This window comes from Mesorhizobium sp. P2_E9, assembly GCF_056403815.1.
In genome coordinates this window covers 302742-324975 of the sequence record NZ_JBFUET010000005.1, presented here as the reverse complement: position 1 = coordinate 324975, position 22234 = coordinate 302742, and the positions used below count along the sequence as shown (strand labels likewise).

The 22234-nt window shown below is 62.6% G+C and carries 22 protein-coding genes and 1 tRNA gene; 18 read left to right on the top strand and 5 right to left on the bottom strand.

Annotated features, from left to right (window positions below; genetic code table 11):
- Positions 1–113: 113 nt before the first annotated feature.
- Entirely contained in the window at positions 114–2105 is a 1992-nt protein-coding gene (gene tkt, locus AC1D05_RS11830) for a transketolase (protein WP_477440900.1), read from the bottom strand.
- Between the two features lie 262 nt (positions 2106–2367).
- Between tkt and AC1D05_RS11825 the strand changes: the two genes are divergently transcribed.
- From AC1D05_RS11825 to AC1D05_RS11810, 4 genes are all read left to right on the top strand, one after another.
- A complete protein-coding gene (locus AC1D05_RS11825; RefSeq protein ID WP_006200774.1) occupies positions 2368–2640 on the top strand; it encodes a DUF4164 domain-containing protein in 273 nt (90 codons plus the stop codon).
- Between the two features lie 10 nt (positions 2641–2650).
- On the top strand, positions 2651–3013 hold the full coding sequence (locus AC1D05_RS11820) for a cell division protein ZapA (RefSeq protein WP_010911917.1): 363 nt from the start codon (positions 2651–2653) through the stop codon (positions 3011–3013).
- Between the two features lie 163 nt (positions 3014–3176).
- Positions 3177–3836 carry a peroxiredoxin gene (locus AC1D05_RS11815; protein ID WP_477440899.1) on the top strand — a complete coding sequence of 220 codons (660 nt, stop codon included), beginning with the start codon at positions 3177–3179 and terminating at the stop codon, positions 3834–3836.
- Positions 3837–3978: 142 nt separating this feature from the next.
- Complete coding sequence (locus AC1D05_RS11810; RefSeq protein WP_477440898.1) at positions 3979–4851, top strand: MBL fold metallo-hydrolase; 873 nt, start codon at positions 3979–3981, stop codon at positions 4849–4851.
- Positions 4852–4936: 85 nt separating this feature from the next.
- On the opposite strand, the gene rpoH is transcribed toward AC1D05_RS11810, so the two are convergent.
- Together rpoH and AC1D05_RS11800 are read right to left on the bottom strand one after the other, a co-directional pair.
- Complete coding sequence (gene rpoH, locus AC1D05_RS11805; RefSeq protein ID WP_027041896.1) at positions 4937–5848, bottom strand: RNA polymerase sigma factor RpoH; 912 nt, start codon at positions 5846–5848, stop codon at positions 4937–4939.
- Positions 5849–6059: 211 nt separating this feature from the next.
- Positions 6060–7100: an RluA family pseudouridine synthase gene (locus tag AC1D05_RS11800; RefSeq protein WP_477440897.1), complete on the bottom strand. Its 1041-nt coding sequence runs from the start codon at positions 7098–7100 to the stop codon at positions 6060–6062.
- Between the two features lie 26 nt (positions 7101–7126).
- On the opposite strand from AC1D05_RS11800, the gene AC1D05_RS11795 reads away from it, so the two are divergent.
- The 7 genes from AC1D05_RS11795 to AC1D05_RS11765 all read left to right on the top strand — a co-directional run bounded on the left by AC1D05_RS11795 (position 7127) and on the right by AC1D05_RS11765 (position 11283).
- The gene (locus AC1D05_RS11795) at positions 7127–7510 is read left to right on the top strand and encodes a fimbrial protein (RefSeq protein WP_477440896.1); all 384 of its coding nucleotides are present in this window, start codon (positions 7127–7129) and stop codon (positions 7508–7510) included.
- Positions 7511–7548: 38 nt separating this feature from the next.
- The gene (locus tag AC1D05_RS11790; RefSeq protein WP_477440895.1) at positions 7549–7956 is read left to right on the top strand and encodes a VOC family protein; all 408 of its coding nucleotides are present in this window, start codon (positions 7549–7551) and stop codon (positions 7954–7956) included.
- Positions 7957–8047: 91 nt separating this feature from the next.
- A tRNA-Glu gene (locus AC1D05_RS11785) sits at positions 8048–8122 on the top strand.
- A 20-nt stretch (positions 8123–8142) separates the two neighbouring features.
- A complete protein-coding gene (locus AC1D05_RS11780; RefSeq protein WP_477440926.1) occupies positions 8143–8514 on the top strand; it encodes a hypothetical protein in 372 nt (123 codons plus the stop codon).
- 649 nt (positions 8515–9163) lie between these two features.
- Positions 9164–9745, top strand: coding sequence for a VOC family protein (locus tag AC1D05_RS11775; RefSeq protein ID WP_477440894.1), 582 nt, complete (start codon positions 9164–9166; stop codon positions 9743–9745).
- A gap of 28 nt (positions 9746–9773) precedes the next feature.
- A complete protein-coding gene (locus AC1D05_RS11770) occupies positions 9774–10640 on the top strand; it encodes a glutathione S-transferase family protein (protein ID WP_477440893.1) in 867 nt (288 codons plus the stop codon).
- A 271-nt stretch (positions 10641–10911) separates the two neighbouring features.
- Positions 10912–11283, top strand: a complete 372-nt coding sequence (locus AC1D05_RS11765; protein WP_477440892.1) for a hypothetical protein — start codon at positions 10912–10914, stop codon at positions 11281–11283.
- Positions 11284–11380: 97 nt separating this feature from the next.
- On the opposite strand, the gene AC1D05_RS11760 is transcribed toward AC1D05_RS11765, so the two are convergent.
- Positions 11381–11596: a hypothetical protein gene (locus tag AC1D05_RS11760; protein ID WP_140772725.1), complete on the bottom strand. Its 216-nt coding sequence runs from the start codon at positions 11594–11596 to the stop codon at positions 11381–11383.
- Between the two features lie 323 nt (positions 11597–11919).
- Between AC1D05_RS11760 and AC1D05_RS11755 the strand changes: the two genes are divergently transcribed.
- Complete coding sequence (locus AC1D05_RS11755; protein WP_477440891.1) at positions 11920–12834, top strand: DUF2865 domain-containing protein; 915 nt, start codon at positions 11920–11922, stop codon at positions 12832–12834.
- A gap of 112 nt (positions 12835–12946) precedes the next feature.
- A complete protein-coding gene (locus AC1D05_RS11750) occupies positions 12947–13183 on the top strand; it encodes a hypothetical protein (protein ID WP_172223128.1) in 237 nt (78 codons plus the stop codon).
- Positions 13184–13226: 43 nt separating this feature from the next.
- Here AC1D05_RS11750 and AC1D05_RS11745 read toward each other — a convergent pair whose 3' ends face one another.
- Positions 13227–13583 (bottom strand): hypothetical protein, encoded by a 357-nt coding sequence (locus AC1D05_RS11745; protein ID WP_477440890.1) that lies wholly within the window; start codon positions 13581–13583, stop codon positions 13227–13229.
- Between the two features lie 183 nt (positions 13584–13766).
- On the opposite strand from AC1D05_RS11745, the gene AC1D05_RS11740 reads away from it, so the two are divergent.
- The 5 genes from AC1D05_RS11740 to pstB all read left to right on the top strand — a co-directional run bounded on the left by AC1D05_RS11740 (position 13767) and on the right by pstB (position 22233).
- Entirely contained in the window at positions 13767–17939 is a 4173-nt protein-coding gene (locus AC1D05_RS11740; protein ID WP_477440889.1) for a PAS domain-containing protein, read from the top strand.
- Between the two features lie 532 nt (positions 17940–18471).
- Complete coding sequence (gene pstS / locus AC1D05_RS11735; protein ID WP_477440888.1) at positions 18472–19527, top strand: phosphate ABC transporter substrate-binding protein PstS; 1056 nt, start codon at positions 18472–18474, stop codon at positions 19525–19527.
- Between the two features lie 67 nt (positions 19528–19594).
- Positions 19595–20578 (top strand): phosphate ABC transporter permease subunit PstC, encoded by a 984-nt coding sequence (gene pstC / locus AC1D05_RS11730; RefSeq protein WP_477440887.1) that lies wholly within the window; start codon positions 19595–19597, stop codon positions 20576–20578.
- Between the two features lie 3 nt (positions 20579–20581).
- Positions 20582–21433 (top strand): phosphate ABC transporter permease PstA, encoded by an 852-nt coding sequence (pstA, locus tag AC1D05_RS11725; RefSeq protein ID WP_475456509.1) that lies wholly within the window; start codon positions 20582–20584, stop codon positions 21431–21433.
- Positions 21430–22233, top strand: coding sequence for a phosphate ABC transporter ATP-binding protein PstB (gene pstB / locus AC1D05_RS11720; RefSeq protein WP_477440886.1), 804 nt, complete (start codon positions 21430–21432; stop codon positions 22231–22233). Before pstA ends, pstB begins: the two co-directional genes overlap by 4 nt.
- Position 22234: the final 1 nt, after the last annotated feature.

Here is a 22234-nt window from a genome sequence, read left to right as displayed (position 1 = left end):
GGACGGGCAAAGAATCCAGCCGCAGCGACATAGATTTAAATCGATTAGGTTGGGCCAGCCCGGCGAAATCGCTTTGCGCGATTCCGCCGGTGCATTTTTGTTTCGTGCATGCCTTACTTGGCGTGCAGGCGTGCTTCCGCTGCCTTGGCCGCGGCTTCGGCGGTGATGCCGAAATGCGGGTAGAGCTGTTCGATCGTGCCCGAGGCGCCGAAGCCGGTCATGCCGATGAAGATGCCGTCCGAGCCGATGAGATGATCCCAGCCCTGGCGGATGCCGGCCTCGATGGCCATCTTGATCGGCGCGTTGCCGATCGTCTTCTTGCGATAATCGTCGCTCTGCTTGTCGAACAGTTCGAAGCAAGGCACCGAGACGACGCGGGTCGGATGGCCGTGCTTTTCCAAGAGGTCGCGGGCACCGAGCGCGATCTCGATCTCGGAGCCGGTGGCGAAGATCGTCACCGCCGCCTCGCCGCTGGCCGCGGCCAGTTCGTAGGCGCCCTGGCTGCTCAGATTCTTGGCCGAGTGCTCGGTGCGCACCGTCGGCAGGTTCTGGCGGGTCAGCGCGAGCGTCGACGGCGTCTTCTCGGATTCGAGCGCGATCTGCCAGCATTCGGCGGTTTCCACCGCGTCGGCCGGACGGAAGACGTTGTGGTTGGGGATGGCGCGCAGGGCCGCCAGATGCTCGACCGGCTGGTGGGTCGGGCCGTCTTCACCCAGACCGATTGAATCATGGGTCATGACGAAGATCGAGCGGATGCCCATCAGCGAGGAAAGCCGCATCGACGGGCGGGCATAGTCGGAGAAGCACATGAAGGTGCCGCCATAGGCGATGAGGCCGCCATGCAGCGTCAGGCCGTTGATGGCGGCCGCCATGCCATGCTCGCGGATGCCGTAGTGGACATAGCGCTGGCCATAGTCGTCCGGCGTGATGTTCTTGGTCTGGCTGGTCTTGGTGTTGTTGGAGCCGGTTAGGTCGGCGGAGCCGCCGATGGTCTCCGGCACGGCGCCGTTGATGACCTCCAGCGCCATTTCCGACGATTTGCGGGTCGCGACCTTCGGCTTGTCGGCCGAGAGCTTCTTCTTGTAGTCGGCGATGACGGCGTCGAAATTGGACGGCAGCTTGCCGGCGAGGCGGCGCTCGAATTCGGCCTTCAGCTTCGGCTCGGCCTTGGCGAGTCGGCCTTCCCAGTCGGCGCGCGGCTTGGCGCCGGCCTTGCCGGCGGTGCGCCAGGCGTCGAGGATGTCGGCCGGAATCTCGAAGGGCGGCGACTCCCAGTTGAAGAACTTGCGCGCACCAGCGATCTCATCGGGGCCGAGCGGCGAGCCGTGCGCCTTGTTGGTGCCGGCCTTGGTCGGAGCACCGAAGCCGATGGTGGTCTTGCAGGCGATCATCGTCGGCTTGTCGGAGTGGCGGGCGGCTTCGATGGCATAGGCGATGGCTTCCGGATCGGTGCCGTCGATGTGGCTGGCGTTCCAGCCGGAAGCCTGGAAGCGGGCGACCTGGTCGGTGTTGTCGGCGAGCGAAACCGGACCGTCGATCGAGATGTTGTTGTTGTCCCAGAAGACGATCAGCTTGTTGAGCTTGAGATGCCCGGCAAGCGCGATGGCTTCCTGGGACACGCCTTCCATCAGGCAGCCGTCGCCGGCCAGCACATAGGTGTAGTGGTTGACGAGGTCGTTGCCGAAGGCGGCGTTCATGATGCGCTCGCCGAGCGCGAAGCCGACCGAATTGGCAAGACCCTGGCCGAGCGGGCCGGTCGTCGTCTCGATGCCGGTGGCGTGGCCGTATTCGGGATGGCCTGCGGTCTTCGAGCCCAACTGGCGGAAGTGCTTGATCTGGTCGAGGGTCATGTCCTCGTAGCCGGTCAGATGCAGCAGCGAATAGAGGAGCATCGAGCCGTGACCGGCCGACAGGATGAAGCGGTCGCGATCGGGCCAGTGCGGGGCCTTGGGATCATATTTCAGGAAGCGGGTGAACAGCACCGTGGCGATGTCGGCGCAACCCATGGGCAGGCCGGGATGGCCGGACTGGGCCTTCTCGACGGCATCCATGGAGAGAAAGCGGATCGCATTTGCCATCCGGTCATGTTGTTCACGCGACGTCATGGTTCCTCCAGAAATGGGGGTTTGGGGCTTGGGAGAGCCCTTGAAAAGGGTGCGCGACACATAGCAGGCGCGGGCTTTTAGTCAACAAATCGGGTGCACATTTGCCGGTCTTGTGATGCCGGCGGCGAGCCTACATTAGCGTTAGCGGGGGACAGTCGCGAGAGCTTTGTTGACGTTGCCTTCACCCGGTGCCTAATGTTTCCGGGATAACGCGTTCTGAACGCGAACGATTCGGTGATGGGCAGGGCACAGGACGAAGGCCATGACCGGGGAAACCACACTCAAGGAAGTCATCGCCAGGCTGGGCAAGGCCATCGAGGGGCTGGAAAACGCCGTCGCGGCCAAGCTGGAGCATGAGCGCGATTACTCGGAAGCCGAGGCCGAAGTGCAGCGGATGAATGCCGACCGCTCGCGACTGGCGCAGGAACTCGACAATTCCGAAGCGCGCGCCGAACGGCTGGAGGACGCCAACAAGGAAGTCTCGCGACGGCTGGTGACCGCCATGGAAACCATCCGCGCCGTGTTGGACAGATAGGAGCTGGCCCATGGCACAGGTCACGGTTTCAATCGACGGCAAACAGTATCGGATGGCCTGCGACGAAGGCCAGGAAGAACATCTGATCGACCTTGCCGAGCGCTTCGACCGCTATGTCTCGCATCTGAAAGATTCCTTCGGCGAGATCGGTGACCAGCGGCTGACCGTCATGGCCGGCATCATGGTGATGGACGAACTCTCGGAACTGCAGAAGCGCGTCAAGGGAATGGAGAGCGAAGTGCTGACCTTGCGCAAGACGCGCGACGAGGCGCTGACCAAGGCCGACAAGAGCGACAGCGTGCTGACCAACGCGCTTGGCGCGCTGGCGCAGCGCATGGAAGATCTGGCGACGTCGCTGGCCGTGAAATCCTAGACATTACCGGCGCCGACAGCGAAATTTCCACATTCCCCAAGAAAAGGCGAAATTTTTTCGCGGCCTGCACCGCTGCCGGGCGACCTCACCGTTTTGAACGTGGCCGATGGAGTGGTAAAAGGTGGGAGCCCGCCAACGGGCGGCATTGACAGGGGTAGGAACCATGAGCCTTCGCATCAACGACATCGCGCCGGATTTCACCGCCGAGACCACGCAAGGGACGATCAGCTTTCACGACTGGATCGGTGACGGCTGGGCGATCCTCTTCAGCCACCCGAAGAATTTCACACCGGTCTGTACGACCGAGCTTGGCACCATGGCCGGGCTGGAAGGTGAGTTCAAGAAGCGCAACGTCAAGATCATCGGCATCTCTGTCGATCCGGTTGCGAGCCACGACAAATGGCAGGCCGACATCAAGACGGCGACCGGCCAAACGGTGCACTATCCGCTGATCGGCGACAAGGACCTCAAGGTCGCCAAGCTCTACGACATGCTGCCCGCCGGCGCCGGCGAGACCTCGGAGGGCCGCACGCCCGCCGACAACGCCACCGTGCGCTCGGTCTATGTCATCGGGCCGGAGAAGAAGATCAAGCTGGTGCTGACCTATCCGATGACCACGGGCCGCAACTTCGACGAGATCCTGCGCGCGGTCGATTCCATGCAGCTCACCGCCAAGCATCAGGTGGCGACGCCGGCCAACTGGAAGCAGGGCGAGGACGTCATCATCACCGCCGCCGTTTCCAACGAGGATGCAATCAAGCGGTTTGGCGCCTTCGAGACCATCTTGCCCTATCTGAGGAAGACCAAGCAGCCGTCCGCCTGAAGCCGGCGTCGGAACGGTTTTGCCTTTTCCGTCTCTGCGGGCCAAGTCATGCTTGACTGGCTCGCCGGGGTGGATGACCATGCTCGCAATGGGGTGCTGGTGGAGAAAATCGTTCCTGCCGGCGAGGGTGAGGGAGCCGGACGTGGACGTAACTTTGGCCAGGCCAATGGTCAGGGGGTTTTACGACAAGCCGACCGGGGCCATCCAGTATGTCGTCACCGATCCGGCGACGAAGCGGTGCGCCATTATCGATCCGATCCTCGACTTCGATGAGAGATCCGGCGCGACGGCTACGAAGAGCGCTGATGCGCTGCTCGATTTCATTGGAGAAAGCGGGCTGGAGCTCGAGTGGATCCTCGACACCCACCCGCATGCCGACCATTTCTCGGCCGCGCACTATTTGAAACAGAAGACCGGGGCGCTGATAGCGATCGGCGACAGGATCGTCGATGTCCAGAAGCTGTGGAAGGTGATCTACAACTGGCCGGATTTTCCCGCCGACGGCTCGCAGTGGGACCGACTGTTCACGGAAGGCGAGACGTTTGCGATCGGCAGCCTTCCGGTCAAGGTGCTGTTCTCACCCGGGCATACGCTGGCCTCGATCAGCTATGTGGTTGGCGACGCCGCCTTCGTGCATGACACGCTGTTCATGCCGGACAGCGGCACGGCGCGCGCGGATTTTCCCGGTGGCAGTGCCGCGCGGCTGTGGCGCTCGATCCAGGACATACTGGCGTTGCCCGATGAGACACGCGTGTTTGTCGGCCATGACTATCAGGCCGGTGGCCGGGAGGCCTTGTGGGAAAGCACGGTCGCCGCGCAGAAGGCCAGCAACATCCATCTCGTTGCCGCGCACAGCGAGGCTGAGTTCGTGGCGCTGCGCGAAGCGCGCGATAAGACGTTGCCTATGCCGCGGCTGATCCTGCATGCGCTGCAAGTCAACATGAACGGTGGACGGCTGCCGGAACCGGAAGCCAATGGCCGGCGCTATCTAAAATTTCCGCTGGATGGGCTTTGAGGCAATTGCAGCCTGGCCGGGGTGTACGAAAAAGGCGGCGTCAGTTTCCTGACGCCGCCTTGGTATTTCCTGGCCGAAGCCGGCTTTACGCCGCCGGCTGTGCCTCGATGGTGCGTAGCGCCTGGGTCTGGCGCTTGGCGGCAGCCTTGACGGCATCCTGCACCTTTTCGAAGGCGCGCACCTCGATCTGGCGCACGCGCTCGCGGCTGATGTCGAACTCGGCCGACAGCTCTTCCAGCGTCAGCGGCTCCTCGGCGAGGCGACGGGCCTCGAAAATGCGCCGCTCGCGCTCGTTGAGCACGGCAAGAGCGCCCGACAGCATGCCGCGCCGGTTTTCCAGCTCGTCCTGCTCGATCAGCATGTCTTCCTGGCTCTCGTGGTCGTCGACCAGCCAGTCCTGCCATTCGCCGGACTCGCCCTCGCTCGCCCGGATAGGGGCGTTGAGCGAGGCGTCGCCGGACAGGCGGCGGTTCATCGACACCACTTCGGCCTCGGACACGTTCAGCCTGGTGGCGATCTCGGTGATCTGATCGGGCTTCAAATCGCCGTCGTCCAGAGCCTGGATCTTGCCCTTCACCTTGCGCAGATTGAAGAACAGGCGCTTCTGGTTGGCGGTCGTGCCCATCTTGACCAGGCTCCACGAGCGCAGGATGTACTCCTGGATCGAGGCCTTGATCCACCACATGGCGTAGGTCGCGAGGCGGAAGCCGCGCTCGGGTTCGAATTTCTTGACGGCCTGCATGAGGCCGACATTGCCTTCCGAGATCACTTCGCCGATCGGCAGGCCGTAGCCGCGATAGCCCATGGCGATCTTGGCGACGAGCCGCAAATGGCTGGTGACGAGCTTGTGCGCAGCGCTGGTGTCTTCATGCTCGGCATAACGCTTGGCGAGCATGTACTCTTCCTGCGGCTGAAGCATCGGAAAGCGGCGGATTTCTTCCAGGTAGCGGCTGAGGCCGCCTTCGCCGGAAACAATACTGGGTAGTGACTGGGCCATGATAGCGCCCCCTCTCTATTGGAGTGATGCCCCCGAAACGCGGCGGGCATGTGACGCGAGCACCAAAAGGCTCGCTCGCGACATCAGATCTTATACAGGAACAAAACCAGAAAAGACAGGCATTTGTTCAACACGAAACAGTGTGTCACGCTGAAGTGAACAATGCCAGTCAGGTTTTTTGATGGCTGGTTTCGGGCTGGCGGTGACAGATTCAGAGTTTGCGAAAGCCGCCGACGAGTTCCTCCACGTCCCCCGGGATCGGCGCCTCGAACCTCAGAGGTAAATGGGTATCCGGGTGACGAAATGCAAGGAGCCAGGCATGCAAAGCTTGCCGGGAAAATGCCTTGACCTGACCTTTGAGGGGTTCCGGCAACCGGTTGGCCTTGGTGCGGAAGGCCTGGCCGTAGTCGGGGTCGCCGATGACCGGATGGCCGATATGGGCCATGTGGACGCGGATCTGGTGGGTGCGGCCGGTTTCCAGCCGGCATTCGACCAGGCTTGCGGTGGCGAACTCCTGCTGGTTCTCGCCGAAGCGCTCCTGGACGGCAAAGTGGGTGATGGCATGGCGGGCGTCGTCGCGGCCTTCCGGCACCACGGCACGGCGCACCCGGTCAGCGGCGCGGCCGAGCGGCGCATCGACCGTCCCGGTCGGCCGCTGCGGTATGCCCCAGACCAGCGCCAGATAGGCGCGTTCCAGATCGCCGCTGCGGCCATGATCGGCGAAGGCTTCCGATAGCGCCTTATGGGCGCGGTCGGTCTTGGCCACTACCATGACGCCGCTGGTCTCCTTGTCCAAGCGGTGCACGATGCCCGGCCTGCGCACCCCGCCAATGCCGGACAGGCTGTCGCCGCAGTGATGGATCAGCGCGTTGACGAGCGTGCCGGTCCAGTTGCCGGCGCCGGGATGCACGACAAGCCCTGCCGGCTTGTTGATGACGATCAGTGCGTCGTCTTCATAGAGCACATCGAGCGCGATGTTCTCGCCCTGCGGCGTGGCCGGTTCCGGTTCCGGCATGGCGACCGACACGCTCTCGCCTGCGGTCATCTTGCGCTTGGTTTCGTCGACCGGCTTGCCGTTGATGGAAACCGCGCCTTGCCGGATCAGCATCTGCACGCGGCTGCGCGACATGTCGGGGCCGAGGCTCGCCGCCAGCCATTGGTCGAGGCGCTGTCCGGCCGCATCCGGGCCCGCCACAAGCACAGTTGGGGCCGCCTCTATCAATTCAGGGTCCTCTTCGCTATGAGCGCTCATCGAAAAACCGTTCCGGAATATTTGCCATGGCCCGGCCCGATGCCGACGAAGATCAGGAAAAGCCGCTCGACCCCGAGGTCGAAAAGATGCGTGGCAAGCTCGTCCGCTTCATGGCCATCAATCTCGGCCTGCTGCTGCTGGCCCTTATGGTGGTGATCGCGGCGATTGTCTACAAAGCCCGCAAGGCGCCATCGGTGACCCCGCCACTGGCTGGCGATATCCAGGTGCCCGCCGGCGAACCGTTGAGCGGCGATATCGTACTGCCGGTCGGCGCCAAAGTGGTCAGCCAGTCGCTGTCCGGCAATCGCATCTCGATCGACGCCGAGCTTGCCGACGGCGGCCGCGCGATATTCATCTATGATATCGCCGAGCGCCGCCTGATCGGCCAGTTCGCAATTCGCAACAAATAGGCTGCCGCAACAGTGCAACGAACAAGCGTGTCGCAGAAATGACCGGCTTTGCCGAACATCGTCGTGTCGCGACCGTGGCACTGGTTGTCCGCGACTATGACGAGGCGATCGCGTGGTATGTCGGGCGGCTGGGTTTCCTGCTCCTCGAGGACGTCGATCTCGGCGGCGGCAAGCGCTGGGTCACGGTGGCGCCGGCCAAGGGGCAGGGCGCCAGATTGCTGCTGGCCGAAGCGTCCGACGAGGCGCAAATGCAAAGCATCGGCAACCAGACCGGCGGCCGGGTCTTCCTGTTCCTCGAAACCGACGACTTTACGCGCGACCATGCGGCGATGCTGGACAAGGGCGTCGAATTCCGTGAGGCCCCTCGTTTCGAGCCCTATGGAACGGTGGCGGTTTTCGCCGATCTCCACGGCAATCTCTGGGATCTGATCGAGCCGAAACGCTAGGCCTGCAGCCGGCTTTTTCCCGATGTGGCAAAGCTGGCCGAAGCCCAGTTGCTTTTTCCCAGCCGTCAGCCTATATCGCCGGTTCTTGAGCGCGCCCATCGTCTAGCGGTCAGGACACCGCCCTCTCACGGCGGGAACAGGGGTTCGATTCCCCTTGGGCGTACCAAGGACTTTCTGCCAGATGTGATGCTTGCGCAGTACGGCATGTTGCAGCAAGTTGGCTGCATGAAACAATTGGCTTTGCCGCTCCTCATTTCCGCGTCCCTGATTGCCCAGTGCGGTCCGTCCTTCTCCAAGGACAGAAAGATCACCGGCACCATTCGAGGTTTCGAATGTGGCGACAATTGCTATCTGACCATTGTCGACCGCAAGAAGGTGAAGCAAGTCGGCCTGTGTGCCGCGCCCGAGTGCGAAAACTGGAACGAGCAAACCGCGATGCCGTCCCGTTACAAGGGAAAACGCGTGACCGTTATAGTCGGGCAAGGGCAGCAGATCGATGACAGCGGCAACGTGATGGGAGAGATGATGTCCTTCACGAAGATCAGATTTCTCGACTAGCATTAGCGGCATTCAGACAAGGCCCGTCTGTAGATTGACTGGCGACGCCCGCGAAGCCCCGGGGGGGCTCCGCATGCCCGAATATCCCCAATTTAAGTCAGGTCGCGACGCTTGAAAGCGCAACAATCCCTGTTACTTACGAGGCGGGGTAACATCTGCGGATAGCGGATTTTGGGTTTGGGTAGAGTTGGAATGGCGTCAAGGAAGATGATTTGCTCGCGCTGCCAAGGCGGCGGCAAGGTTTTCGATTGCTCGAGATGGTCGGCGTCGAAAGGGTATTGCTGCCCGCAAGGGACGCATCAGACCAGTTGCCCGGGGAAGACCATCTCGTGCGCCGAATGTGGCGGCGTGGGGATGCTGGCGGAAGCTGAGTTCAAGGCCGTCGCGTAGGCGTGGCTTCGGCAAGGATGCGGCGAGGGCGGCTTTCCCATTGCCACCGTGTCCGCCATCTCCTGAATAGGTCCTGCAGGCTTTTACGGCCAAAAGCGGTTTCACCGCGGTGCAACGATAGGGCTTGCTGCTTCTGGCGCGGCGGGGCCGATTGCATTAGCATCACATCATGGATTTCGTGGCACGGCTCAAGCGGCGCGTAGAATGCCGGGTGCCAGGCAGATCCTGACGGGCAATCGAGGCCACGGGGAGAAGGCCAATGCAGAAACTGCAAGCGCAGGGCGTCCACCACATCACGCTGGTCGGCGCCGGGCGCCAGACCTCGATCGATTTCTGGGAGGGCGTGCTCGGCATGCCGTTCATCTTCGAGCAGCCCAACCTCGACAAGGCCAGCGAAAGCCATCTCTATTTCGATCCAGGCGACGGCCGGCTGATCACCGTCTTCACCGATGAGAGCCGCACGCCGCCGAAGCGGCGCACGCCGACCGATCCGGGCTGCGTCCACCACATCGCGTTTGCGGTGTCGCGCGTCACCTTCCTGCAGGCAGTCGCCCGGTTCGACGAGCGCGGCATCAAGCACAGCGGCGTCAAGGATCGCGGCTTCATGGATTCGATCTATTTCGAGGATCCACTCGGCCTGCTGATCGAGCTTGCTTCCTATCGCTTCGAGCCGCCGGCGGGTTTCACCCATGCCGACGTGCTGATGCAGGCGCACAGGCTGCGCGTCGCGCGGGGCGATTACAACATTGCCGAGGCGCACCTTGCCGACGCGATCCAAGCGCTTGTCGAGGGCTCCCGCGCGACCCTGTCGGACGACCGGGCGCCGAAGAATCCATACTGACGGCCAACAAAACAGAGGGAGGACAACAATGGCAAAGACAGTGACCAAGAGTGCGAAGAAGCCGGCGGCCAAGGCAGCCGCCAAACCGGCAAGCAAGGCTGCGGCCAAACCGGCACCAAAGGCTGCCGCCAAAGCGGCGGCAAAGCCGGCGGCCAAGACGTCCGCACCGAAGGCCAAGGCGAAATCGGCGAAAAAGCCGACGCTGAAACTCAGCATGCTGAAACCGAGCGTCAACAACATGACGGTGCGGGTGTTTGCCCGCGCGGCCGGGTTCGACGCCGCCGAGACCGACGCCTGGGGCCACACGCGCTCGCCGGAATACATGGCGCGCAATCCGGCGCATCTGACGCCGATGATCGAGGACAAGGGGTTGCCCAGAGGCGTGCTTTGGGAAAGCTGCGCCATCATGCAGTATCTCTCCAACAAGCACGGGCTGGAGAAATTCTATCCGAAGGCGCCGGCCAAGCGGGCCATGGTCGACAGCGCCATGTTTTACCTGATCGGCACGCTCTACCCCTATGTGGCGCGCGCCACCTATCCGGCGCTCGGCTTCCCGCACTATGCCGGCGAGGTCGGCCACAGCGATGCTCATCCCGACAAGAAGTCGGAAGCACAGAAGGCCGCCATGGCCGCGATCGCCGAGCCGCTGGAGGTTTTTCACAGCTTCTTCAGGGACGGCAAACCGTTCATCGGCGGCAAGCACCCGTCGATCGCCGACATCCGGCTGGCGGCGACGCTCGAGTTCCTGGCGGTCATCGACTATCCGCTGCCCAAATGGGCGAAGGACTATATGGCGGCTATCGAGAAGAAGCTCGGCAAGGCCTATGCCGAGCCGGCCGGCGACGTGCGTGGCTACATCGCCTATGTGAGGTCGCAGGCGAAGGCTCCGGCTTAAGGATTCGTTAACCTAAGCCCTGTCTACTGTTGGGAATTCGCCGCGCGACCACGGATGTACTGGCGCACTATCGGCGGAAGGAAAGGTCGGCTCCGTGCCGGCCTTTTTGCTTTTTGCGCGCCTCATGCCGGGACATCGCGGGACGGTGATCAGGCGGCGCCGGAGCATCAACTTTTTGCGCCAGGATATTGTCATCGCCGATGTTGGCTCTAACATCCCTGTCAGCGGATTCGGCTTGGAATGCCGACCCAGAGTAAGATGAGGGCTTGCGATGAAATGCGTGGCGGCAATGCTGATGATAGCCGGTGGCATGCTGGCTGGAACGCTTCTCCCGTCACAGGCAGCAGTGCTCAACACAATGGATGATGTGGGGGCAGCGATCCAGTCGTGCTGGACGCCGCCGGCGGATGCCGGGAATTCGGCCGTAACCCTGAGTTTCAGCTTCAAGCGCGACGGCTCGCTGATCGGTCCGCCGCGGCCGACCGCCGCCAAGGTGACTGGCGACGACAAGGCGCGGAAGGCGTTCATCGAGGCGGCCATCGCGGCCGTCAAGAATTGCACACCCCTCACGCTTTCACCGGCTTTGGCGAAGGGCATTGGCGGCAACGTCTTCACGCTGCAACTGGCTTCCCCGAAGCAATAGCGGCTCGCGCCGACCTTTCATCGATAAATCGCGGGACTAAAGCGTATCTCCGGCAAGGTTTTACGCCTCCGCCAAGCTGCTTTTCACGACCAATCGCTCAATGGCTCAGGCGCCGAACCTCGGCATGCCGTGCCAAGTCCGGTGTCTCGAAGACATAGTCGCTCCAGGCCGATTCCGGGATTTGCCCGGCCAGATAGCACTCCAGCAACAGGTTTTGCTCGGGGTTGAGCGGTCGTGGCGCGCGCTCATGATCCAACCCGAGAGAATGGAAAAGGTTCCTTGTCAGTTCCGATACCGTGAAGTGGATCGACATCTGCGTTCTCCTCTGCCCATCAACGCCGCAGTCAGGCAAAGGTTTCAGGCTCAGGCGCCGGTAAGGCCAGATTGATCGTACGCCCGAACCATGGCCCGGTAATTTCGACAGCCGCCGGCCTGGCCGCATTGTTTTTTGCGGTTCGTCTCAATCTTGAAATAAAAATGTAATATCGAATTTACAGGAGCCATTCTATTACACTAAATGAAAGTCTGGTTATGGCTTAAATCTTGAAATATTAGATATAGCTCATTTAATCGAAGATCATCCAAGCCTAAAGAACGTGGTTCCAGTCCGTCAGCAACAAGGACTATGCCGTCGCGATGATCCGTTTCTGGCTTCTCATGATGATCGTACTGGTGATGGCGGCCGTCTTTGTGCTCGGCACGACGTCTTCCTATGCGGATAGTTGCAGCGCAATCAGAAGTCAGTTGCTTTCCGGCGGCCGCGGCGGGGGCGTGAGTCCCGAACTGGCGCAGCTGCGCCGCCAACTTGCCGCGATCCAGGGCCTGGAGAGGCAGCGCAGGTGCACGGCGCAAAGCGCCGCGGGCGGCTTCTTCAACGCTTGCGCCGACCTTGCCAGAAACCGCACGGAGGTGCAGCGCCAAATGGCGGCCGCGTCCAATTCCGGCCGGGACATTTCGGGCCTGCAGGCACGGTTCGCGGCGCTCGGCTGCACGTCCGGAGCAAAGGAGCAGCGCCCGGCGCCGAAGGCCCAGTCCACGGCGGGCGGAGCAATTTATGCCGGCAATTCGATGCTGTTTTGCGTGCGCCTGTCGGATGGATACTTCTTCCCCGCGCCGAAGTCGCAATTCGCCGGCAGCGACGATGTCAAGGATATGGCCGATCAGTGCCGTTACATCTGTGATGATCCGGCCGTCGATCTCTACACGCTGAGCGATGCCAGTCTGGAAACCGAAAAGATGGTCGCGCTTGATACGCGCAAACCCTACACCGAACTGCCGTCGGCTTTCCGCTACCGGGACGATGCCAGTTTCAAGGCCTGCGACGTCAAGCGCTACTACCAGCGGGTCGCCGAACTGAGGGCAAGGACGGTGACGCCAGCAAACATGAGCAATGCCATCATTGCCCTGCCGCAGCGAAAGCCGGACGTCGGCAGCGTTGCGGCAATCCCGCAATCCGGGACAGAAGCCACGGGTGCCGCTCAGGAGCAGTCGATCGAGGCCAGCAAGCGGCCGGTGCGCGTGGTTGGCCCGGCCTTCTTCCCGGCTGAATGACCGCCCTCTCTCTGCGCATCCGTCAGATAACAGGTTGCGGCGGGCTATAGGACCCGTCTGGAACAGAGGGGCGCTCACGGCGTTGTGATCGACATCAGCCAGGAGAAACGCCATGGCCACGTTCAGGGAAATGCGGGTTCTGGAGATCGTCGAAAACGGCTCCCTGACCAATGACGAGAAGATCGCCGAACTGCGTGAGATCGAATCCGAGGCGCGCGGCCTGCAGCGGGCCGCGTCGGAGAGTTCCATGGGCGATGAGGACGGCTGGCAGGACGATTTGCGCCAGGTTCGCCTTGCACTCGACAAGCTTGGCGCGAAGGAACCGAAGAAGGGTGCGGCATCGCTATAGGCCCCCTCCGCTGTTGGGCTCCGAGGCTTACCCTGAATTGCGCCTATTCGCAGACCATGCGGACCCGCTGTCCCGGCGCGCTTACGTTCTTGCACGCCAACTGCTTTTCCGGGTCCGAGGGCGGGGGAGGCGGCGGTGAAAATCTCGTCTGATGCCGTCTCTGCATTCCAGGTTTAGAAACCCTGCGCTCGGAAAATCGTTCGGGTGGCGGCTGTGGCGGCACCGGAAAGGCACCGTTGTCGGCCTGCGGCGTGTAGTCGACATTGGGCGGCGGCCGGTCCCAGAAGCGCCTGGCGTCGAGCGGTCGCGGAATGATGACCGTGCCGTCATAGCTGCGCGAACAGCCACTGCCGAAAAGCAGCACCACGCCCAGCAAGAAAGGCCCTATCCGTCCAATCATAAGCAACACCCCTGCACAGGCTTATAACGCGGCCTTGGTGCACCCGACAACCGGACTGAATAACGCAGGAGGAACGGACTGGTTGCGCCGTTAAGGTTAGCGGATCGTTAATGCTTCTCGGGCACATTCCGCCGACGAACCGCGGAGGGAGGGTTCGGCCTTGATTTTCGGGGTGGGGACGGGATGGCGGAAGCGGACGAAGCAATCGGCGCGCGCGGCAAGCGTGGGCCCGGCAAGGCGGTGCACCGCGGTGACGCGCCGCCACGCGCGGACATGGATTCGCCCGACGCGCTTCGCCAACTGGTCGAGCTGGGCTCGGACTGGATCTGGGAGACCGACGCCGAACTGCGATTCTCCTGGCTTTCCCCCACCTACCAGGCAGCCACCGGTATCGATCCGGCCGATGTGCTCGGCCGGTTCCGCTTCGATTTCCTCAATCAGGTCCTGAAGGGCAACCACAGCGCGGCAGCGCATCTGGAGGATCTGCAGGCGCGCCGGCCTTTCCGCGATTTCGTCTACGAACTGAAAGGCGGCGGCGCCGACTGCCGCTGGGTGTTGACGTCGGGCTTCCCACGGTTTGACAGCGACGGAAAATTCGTCGGCTATCGCGGCATAGGCCGCAACGTCACCGCGCTGGCCAGCGCCTTCGAGACCGTGGAGCAGAACCCGTTGCCGGGCAGTGAACCCGACCGGCATCTTGCCGATCTCGAACGGACAATGGACGCCATGCACATGGGCGTCGTGCTTCTCGACGCCAAGCTCGACACGCTGATCGTCAACAAGGCCTATCGCGATCTGTCCGGGATTGCGGATGGTGCCGTGACCGTCGGCGCTCCGTTCAGCCAGTTGATGGACCTCAACCGCCGCAATGGCATCTATGGCGACATCGAGGACCAGCAGTGGCAGCGCTACCTCGCCACCCGTATCGAGGAGATTCGCGCCGGCTCCGTCGCGCCACGCGAATTTGTCCATGCAAGCGGCAGGACGATGATGTTCTCGGTGACATCGCTGTCGGGGGGCAAGCGGCTGTTGACCTACTATGAGGTCACCGAACTCAAGCGTCGCGATGCCGAGATCGAAAGCGCCAACGCCAAGATCGCCGAGACCTTCGTCAATCTGCGCACCATGGTCGATCAGATGCCAATCGGCGTTCTCGTCCTCGATGCCGATATGCGCGCCGAAGTCATCAATCGCGCCTTCTATGATTTCTGGAGGATCGATCCAGGCCGCGCCGGGATCGGCTCGGCCTTTCGCGAGCTGATGGAAGCCAGCCGGGGCATTGACCCTTACGGCGCCGATGAAATTGCCTGGCAACGTCATACCGCCGAGCGCGAAGCCGAAATCAGGGCCGGCGTCGCCGGCTCCAGGCAATTGCCACACAATGACGGGCGCACGCTTGTCGCATCGCTGGCGCCGCTGGCCGGCGGCAAGCGGCTCATTTCCTATGTCGACGTCACCGACATGAAGGGCCGGGAGACCGAGGCACAGGATGCGCGCAAGCATCTCGCCAGCGTGCTGGAATCGCTGCCGGCCGGCGTCATCATCTACGACCGCGACGACAAGTTCGTCTTCGCCAACCGCAAGCTGCAGGACTCGCTGCCGGCGCTGAAGCCTGTCTGGCAGTCCGGCTGTACCTTCCGCGAGGCGCTGGAGTTCGGCCATGCGGTCGGCTATTTCCGCTCGTGTGGCGATCCCGAGCTCGACAAGCTTTACGACGTCGATACCGAACGCTGGGCCTCCGGCGTGCTGGCGCGCTACCATCTGCCAAATTCGTCCTACGAGCGCCTCAATGCCGATGGGCGCTGGTACCAGGTCTACGACATGCGCACCGATGACGGCACGTTCATCGGCGTGCGCGTCGACATCACCGACATCAAGAGCCGCGAGGCGGCGCTGCGCGATTCGATGCGCCAGATCGATCTGTTCCGGCACGTCATGGACGAGTTGCCGGTGGCCGCCTTTATCAAGGCGCAGGACCTGAGCATCGAATTCGTCAACAAGGCCTGGTGCGCGATTACAGGCCTCGCCAAGGAAGACGTCATCGGCCGCACCGACCGCGAGCTGTTCGGCACGCAAGACGCGGAAAGCTACAACCATGACGACACCGAGGTCGTCGTAACCGGCAAGGGCCTCGAGGTCGAAGAGCCCGTCACCCATCGCGACGGCACGGTGCGGCAGTTGATGACGCGCAAGAGCCGCCTGGTGGCCATCGACGGATCGATGCACCTGGTCGGCTCCAGCACCGACATCACCGAGGTCAAGGCGCGCGAGCGGGCGCTGGAAGAGAGCATGCGCGAGAACGAGGTGTTCCGCAGCCTGATCGACAACGTACCGGTGTCGATCTACGCCAAGCGCTCCGATCTCAGGCAGTTCTATGTCAATAAGGGCTGGTGCGACCTGACCGGTCTCAGCAGGGAAGATGCAATCGGCAAGACGGACATCGAGATTTTCGGGGAGGACGGCGAGGCTTTCGTGGCCGGCGATCTGGCTGTGCTGCGCACCGGCGACACGCAGGAGATCGAGGAGACGGTGCGGCTTGCCGACGGCAGCGTCAGGCATCAGTTCGCGCGCAAGGGCGCGATGATCGCGTCGGACGGTTCGCTCTACCTGATCGGATCGACCACCGACATCACGGAACTGAAAATGCGCGAGGCCGAACTCAGCGAGGCGCGCCAGCGCGCCGTGCTCGCCGACCGCGCCAAGTCGGAATTCCTCGCCAATATGAGCCATGAGATCCGCACGCCGATGAACGGCGTGCTGGGCATGGCGGAACTTCTGGCCAAATCCAATCTCGATCCGAAGCAGAAGACGTTCACCGACATCATCGTCAAGTCGGGCAACGCGCTCTTGACCATCATCAATGACATCTTGGATTTCTCCAAGATCGATGCAGGCCAGATGGTGCTCGATCCGGCGCCCTTCAATCTTGCCGAGGCGATCGAGGACGTGGCGACGCTGGTGTCGACGCGCGCCAAGGAAAAGGACCTCGAGCTCATCGTGCGCATCGAGCCGAGGCTCGAAAGCCTGTTCATCGGCGATGTCGGCCGCATCAGGCAGATCGTCACCAACCTCGTCGGCAACGCGGTGAAATTCACCGATGAGGGCCATGTGCTGGTCGACGTGACCGGAGAGAAGGTCCCGACCGGGACCAGGTTGACGATCTCGGTCACCGATACCGGGATCGGCATCCCCGAGGAAAAACTGAAACTGGTGTTCGAAAAATTCAGCCAGGTCGACACCTCCTCGACACGGCGGCACGAGGGCACCGGGCTTGGCCTTGCCATCACCTCTCGACTGGTCGAGCTGATGGGTGGCAGCATCGGCGTCGAGAGCGCCGAGGGCAAAGGCTCGACCTTCTGGTTCACCGTGACGCTGCCCAGGGCCGGTCAGCAGGACGGGCAGCGCATCATGCCGGTGGACGTGACGGGCGCACGCGTGCTGATCGTCGACGACAATGCCGTCAACCGGGCCATCCTGACCGAGCAGATGACCTCGTGGACGTTCGATTCCTGCGCGGCCGAAAGTGGCGACGAGGGCCTGAAGGTGCTGATCGCCGCCGCTGCCTATGGCGTGGCCGTGGATTGCGTCGTGCTCGACTACCAGATGCCCGAGATGAGCGGCGCCGAAATGGCGCGCATCGTGCGCAACACCGAGGGTCTCGCCGACACGCCGATCATCATGCTGACCTCGGTCGACCAGTCGCTCGCCAACACCAGCTACCGTGATCTCGGCATCGATGCCCAGCTGATCAAGCCGGCGCGCTCCTCCGTGCTTCTGGAAACGCTGGTGGCGACCATCCAGCGCCATCGCCACACCACGGATGGGCCGGTTCAGCAACTCTCAACCGAGAGGCTTGATGCCCCCCAGCGGCCACCGCAGGCGCCGTCCGAACAACGCGCGCAATTGCAGCCGCCGCCGGTTCGTCCCAGGCTCCCCGCCACCGGCGATGGCGGACACAGGCTGGATATTCTCGTGGCCGAGGACAATGAGGTGAACCAGATGGTCTTCACCCAGATCCTCGGCGAGACCGGCTACGGCTTCGAGATCGTCGGCAATGGCCGCAAGGCGCTCGACGCTTTCGGCAAGCTCAATCCGTGCATGATCCTGATGGATGTCTCGATGCCGGAGATGAGCGGGCTCGAGGCGACCGCCGCGATCCGCCGGCTGGAGCAGGAAACCGGCACGCATGTGCCGATTGTCGGCGTCACCGCGCATGCGCTCAAGGGCGACCGCGAGCGCTGCCTGGAGGCGGGCATGGACGACTATCTGCCCAAGCCGATCAGCCCCAGGGCCCTGCTGGAGAAAGTCGAGCGCTGGATAGGCGCCGGCAGCCAGGTCCGGCGCAACGCGGGATAGCATCCGTCGCCCGGTTTCAGGGGCCCGGAGCGGCAAGCCGAGGGAATCAATCGCTGATTTGCTGCTATTCCTGCGTGCAATGCCTATGGTGCGATCGCACCATATCAAAGGCCGCGCCCAACCGGGACAATAGCAAAATCGAATTCCGCCCTTGCAGTTACGGGCGGGAGCAGCGACCGCCAGTATGGAACAGCGTCAACCTACCCCAACGGACCTGTTTTTGGCGATGGCCCGGCCATGACACGCTCTGGTCTTGAGCAACGCACTCCCGCCCGGATTTTCTTTACCACAGTCAGCCTCGTCGAATCCGACGGTGGCTGCACGTTCCAAACCCACTCAACTCACTGATTCAGAGGGTAAACCCGAGCCATGATCCTGGTACCGGTCGCTGTCGTCTTGCGAGGCGCCGGCGACGCGTTACCGGGCTGACACGAAACTGTCATGCGACTGTTATAATCGAAGGCTATTGGCCTCAGCGGGCGCTGATTAGGAATGGCGCCGAGAGACCATCTTCCGAACAGGAGCAGGCCACATGAGACATTTCATCCGCTCGACGGCCGTTGCTATCGCAATGGCTACAGCGTCTACCTTCACCCTTTCCGCAGCAATGGCAGCTGACCTTTCCGGCGCCGGCTCGACCTTCATCTATCCGGTGTTCGCCAAGTGGGCCGACACCTACAAGAAAGACACCGGCATCGGCCTCAACTACCAGTCGATCGGTTCCGGTGGCGGCATCAAGCAGGTCATCGCCAAGACCGTGACCTTCGGCGCCACCGACAAGCCGATGTCCGATGCCGATCTGGAAAAGAACGGCCTCGTGCAGTTCCCGATGGTGATGGGCGGCATCGTGCCGATCGTCAACCTGACCGGCGTCAAGCCGGGCGAACTGGTTCTCGATGGCAAGACGATTGCCCAGATCTATCTCGGCGCCATCACCACCTGGGATGACGCCGCGATCAAGGCGCTGAACCCCACCCTCACCCTGCCGTCGACCGCGATCGCCGTCGTGCATCGTTCGGACGGCTCGGGCACCACCTTCAACTTCACCAACTATCTGGTGAAGCTCTCGCCCGACTGGAAGGACAAGGTCGGTTCGGACACCGCCGTCGAATGGCCGACGGGCGTCGGCGCCAAGGGCAGCGAAGGCGTTGCCAACACCGTCAAGCAGACGGATGGCGGCATCGGCTACGTCGAATACGCCTATGCCAAGCAGAACAACCTGTCCTACACCAAGATGCTGAACGCCGCCGGCAAGGTCGTCGAGCCGTCGCTCGAATCCTTCGGCGCCGCGGCTTCGAATGCCGACTTCAAGACCGCCAAGAACTTCAACGTCATCATCACCAACGAGCCCGGCGACGCCACCTGGCCGATCGCGGCTTCCACCTGGGTCCTGATCCACAAGGCTCCGGATGATGCCGCCGCCACCGGCGAAGCCCTGAAGTTCTTTGCCTGGGCCTACAAGGACGGCAAGGAAACCGCCAAGGCACTCGACTATGTCTCGATCCCCGACAGCGTCGTCGATCTGATCAAGGCTTCCTGGAAGGCCGACATCCAGGCCGACGGCAAGCCCGTCTACGCAGGCGAGTAACATTCCTTGAAGGAGCGCCGCGCCCGCGGCGCTCCTTTTCTTTCAATTCAAAAGAGCCGAGCTTGACATGAGCGCTGTCCAGGAAGCCTTGCCAGCCGTTAGAAGTTCGCGCGATGCCACCGTCCGACGCTTCGCGCTGACCGACTCGATCTTCCATGGAATGACCCGCGCTGCCGCGATCCTGGTGCTGGTCCTGCTCGGCGGCGTTGCCGTCTCGCTGTTTGCCGGCTCCTGGCAAGCCCTCTCGACCTTCGGCTTTTCCTTCCTGACCAGCGAAAGCTGGAACCCGGTGACGGAGAAATTCGGTGCCCTGGCGCCGATCTACGGCACCATCATCACCTCGGCCATTGCCATCCTGATCGCCGTGCCGCTTGGTATCGGCATCGCCATCTTCCTTACCGAGCTTTGCCCGCGCCCGCTGCGGCGCCCGATCGGCATGGCGGTGGAACTGCTGGCCGGCATCCCTTCGATCATCTACGGCATCTGGGGCCTGTTCGTGCTGGCACCGTTCCTGCAGACGACCGTGCAGCCCTTCATCATCAGCGTGTTCCATGGCATTCCCGGCCTCAACAGCCTGTTTGCCGGCCCGCCCTATGGCATCGGCCTGCTGACGTCGTCGATGATCCTGGCCATCATGGTGCTGCCGTTCATCACCTCGATCACCAAGGACGTCTTCGACACGGTGCCTCCGGTGCTTAAGGAATCGGCCTACGGCATTGGCTGCACCACATGGGAAGTGACCCGCCGCGTCGTCATACCCTACACCCGCATCGGTATCATGGGCGGCGTCATGCTCGGCCTCGGCCGCGCGCTCGGCGAAACCATGGCGGTGACCTTCGTCATCGGCAACGCGCACCGCATCTCGACCTCGCTGTTCGCGCCGGCAACGACGATTTCGGCGACCATCGCCAACGAATTCACCGAAGCGGTCGGCGATCTCTACACCTCTTCGCTGGTGGCGCTCGGCCTGATCCTGTTCGTCATCACTTTCCTGATCCTTGCCATCGCACGCTACATGCTGATGCGCATCGACGCCCGCACGGGAGCCTGACCGATGTCGACAGCCACGTCGCTTCACCAGAGCCGCAAGCGCAAGAATGGCGTGATGATGACGCTGTGCGTCGCCGCCGCCGGCATCGGCCTTGCCTGGCTGGCGCTGATCCTCGGCGCACTGCTCTACAAGGGCCTTTCCGGTGTCAATCTTGCGGTCTTCACGGAAATGACGCCGCCGCCCGGCGATGCCGGCGGTCTGCTCAACGCCATCTATGGCAGCATCGTGATGACCATCATCGGCATCATCGTCGGCACGCCGATCGGTGTGCTGGCCGGCACCTACATGGCTGAATACGGCCGCTTCTCGAAGCTCACCACCGTGGTGCGCTTCATCAACGACATCCTTCTGTCGGCGCCGTCGATCATCATCGGCCTGTTCGTCTATGAGCTGATGGTGCGGCCGATGGGGCATTTCTCGGCGATCGCCGGCGCCGTCGCGCTTGCCATCCTGGTCATCCCGGTCGTCGTGCGCACCACCGAAGACATGCTGAACCTGGTGCCCAACGCGTTGCGCGAAGCCGGCACCGCGATCGGTGCGCCGCGCTGGGTGGTCATCAAGTCGGTTGCCTACCGCGCCGCGATGTCCGGCATTGTCACCGGCATATTGCTGGCCATCGCCCGCATCTCCGGCGAGACGGCACCGCTTCTTTTCACGGCGCTGAACAACCAGTTCTGGTCGAGCAATCTCAACGCGCCGATGGCCAGCCTGCCTGTGACCATCTTCCAGTTCGCTCTCAGCCCTTACGAGGAATGGCAGCAGCTGGCCTGGACTGGCGCACTCATCATCACATTGACGGTTCTCGCTCTAAGCATCGTTGCGCGCAGCCTGACCGGACGCAGAGAGGACAAATGAGCCAGATGTTGTCTCCAGACATGACGATCGCCGCCGAGGCGGCCGCCAAGGTAAAGATCGAGGTCAAGAACCTCAACTTCTACTACGGCCAGTCGAAGGCGCTGAAGGATATCACGCTGTCGCTGCCCGAGCGCAGCGTCACCGCCTTCATCGGGCCGTCGGGCTGCGGAAAGTCGACGCTGCTGCGCGTCTTCAACCGCATCTACGAGCTCTATCCCAAGCAGACCGCCGAGGGCCAGGTGCTGCTCGACGGTCAGAACGTTCTCGACCGTTCGCAGGATCTCAACCTGCTGCGCACCAAGATCGGCATGGTGTTCCAGAAGCCGACGCCGTTCCCGATGTCGATCTATGAGAACATCGCCTTCGGCGTCAGGCTCTATGAGAAGATCAGCAGGGCCGAGATGGACGGCCGCGTCGAGCAGGCGCTGAAGCGCGCAGCCCTGTGGAACGAGGTCAAGGACAAGCTCAATGCCAGCGGCCTCAGCCTGTCAGGCGGCCAGCAGCAGCGGCTGTGCATCGCCCGCACGGTGGCGGTGAAGCCGGAAGTCATCCTGCTCGACGAGCCGGCCTCGGCGCTTGACCCGCTGTCGACCGCCAAGATCGAGGAACTGATCGACGAGTTGCAGGCCGACTACACGATCGTCATCGTCACCCACAACATGCAGCAGGCGGCGCGCGTCTCGAAGCAGACCGCCTTCATGTATCTGGGCGAACTGGTCGAGTTCGACAAAACCGAGAAGATCTTTACGTCGCCTCGCGAGAAGCGCACGCAAGACTACATCACCGGCCGCTTCGGCTGAT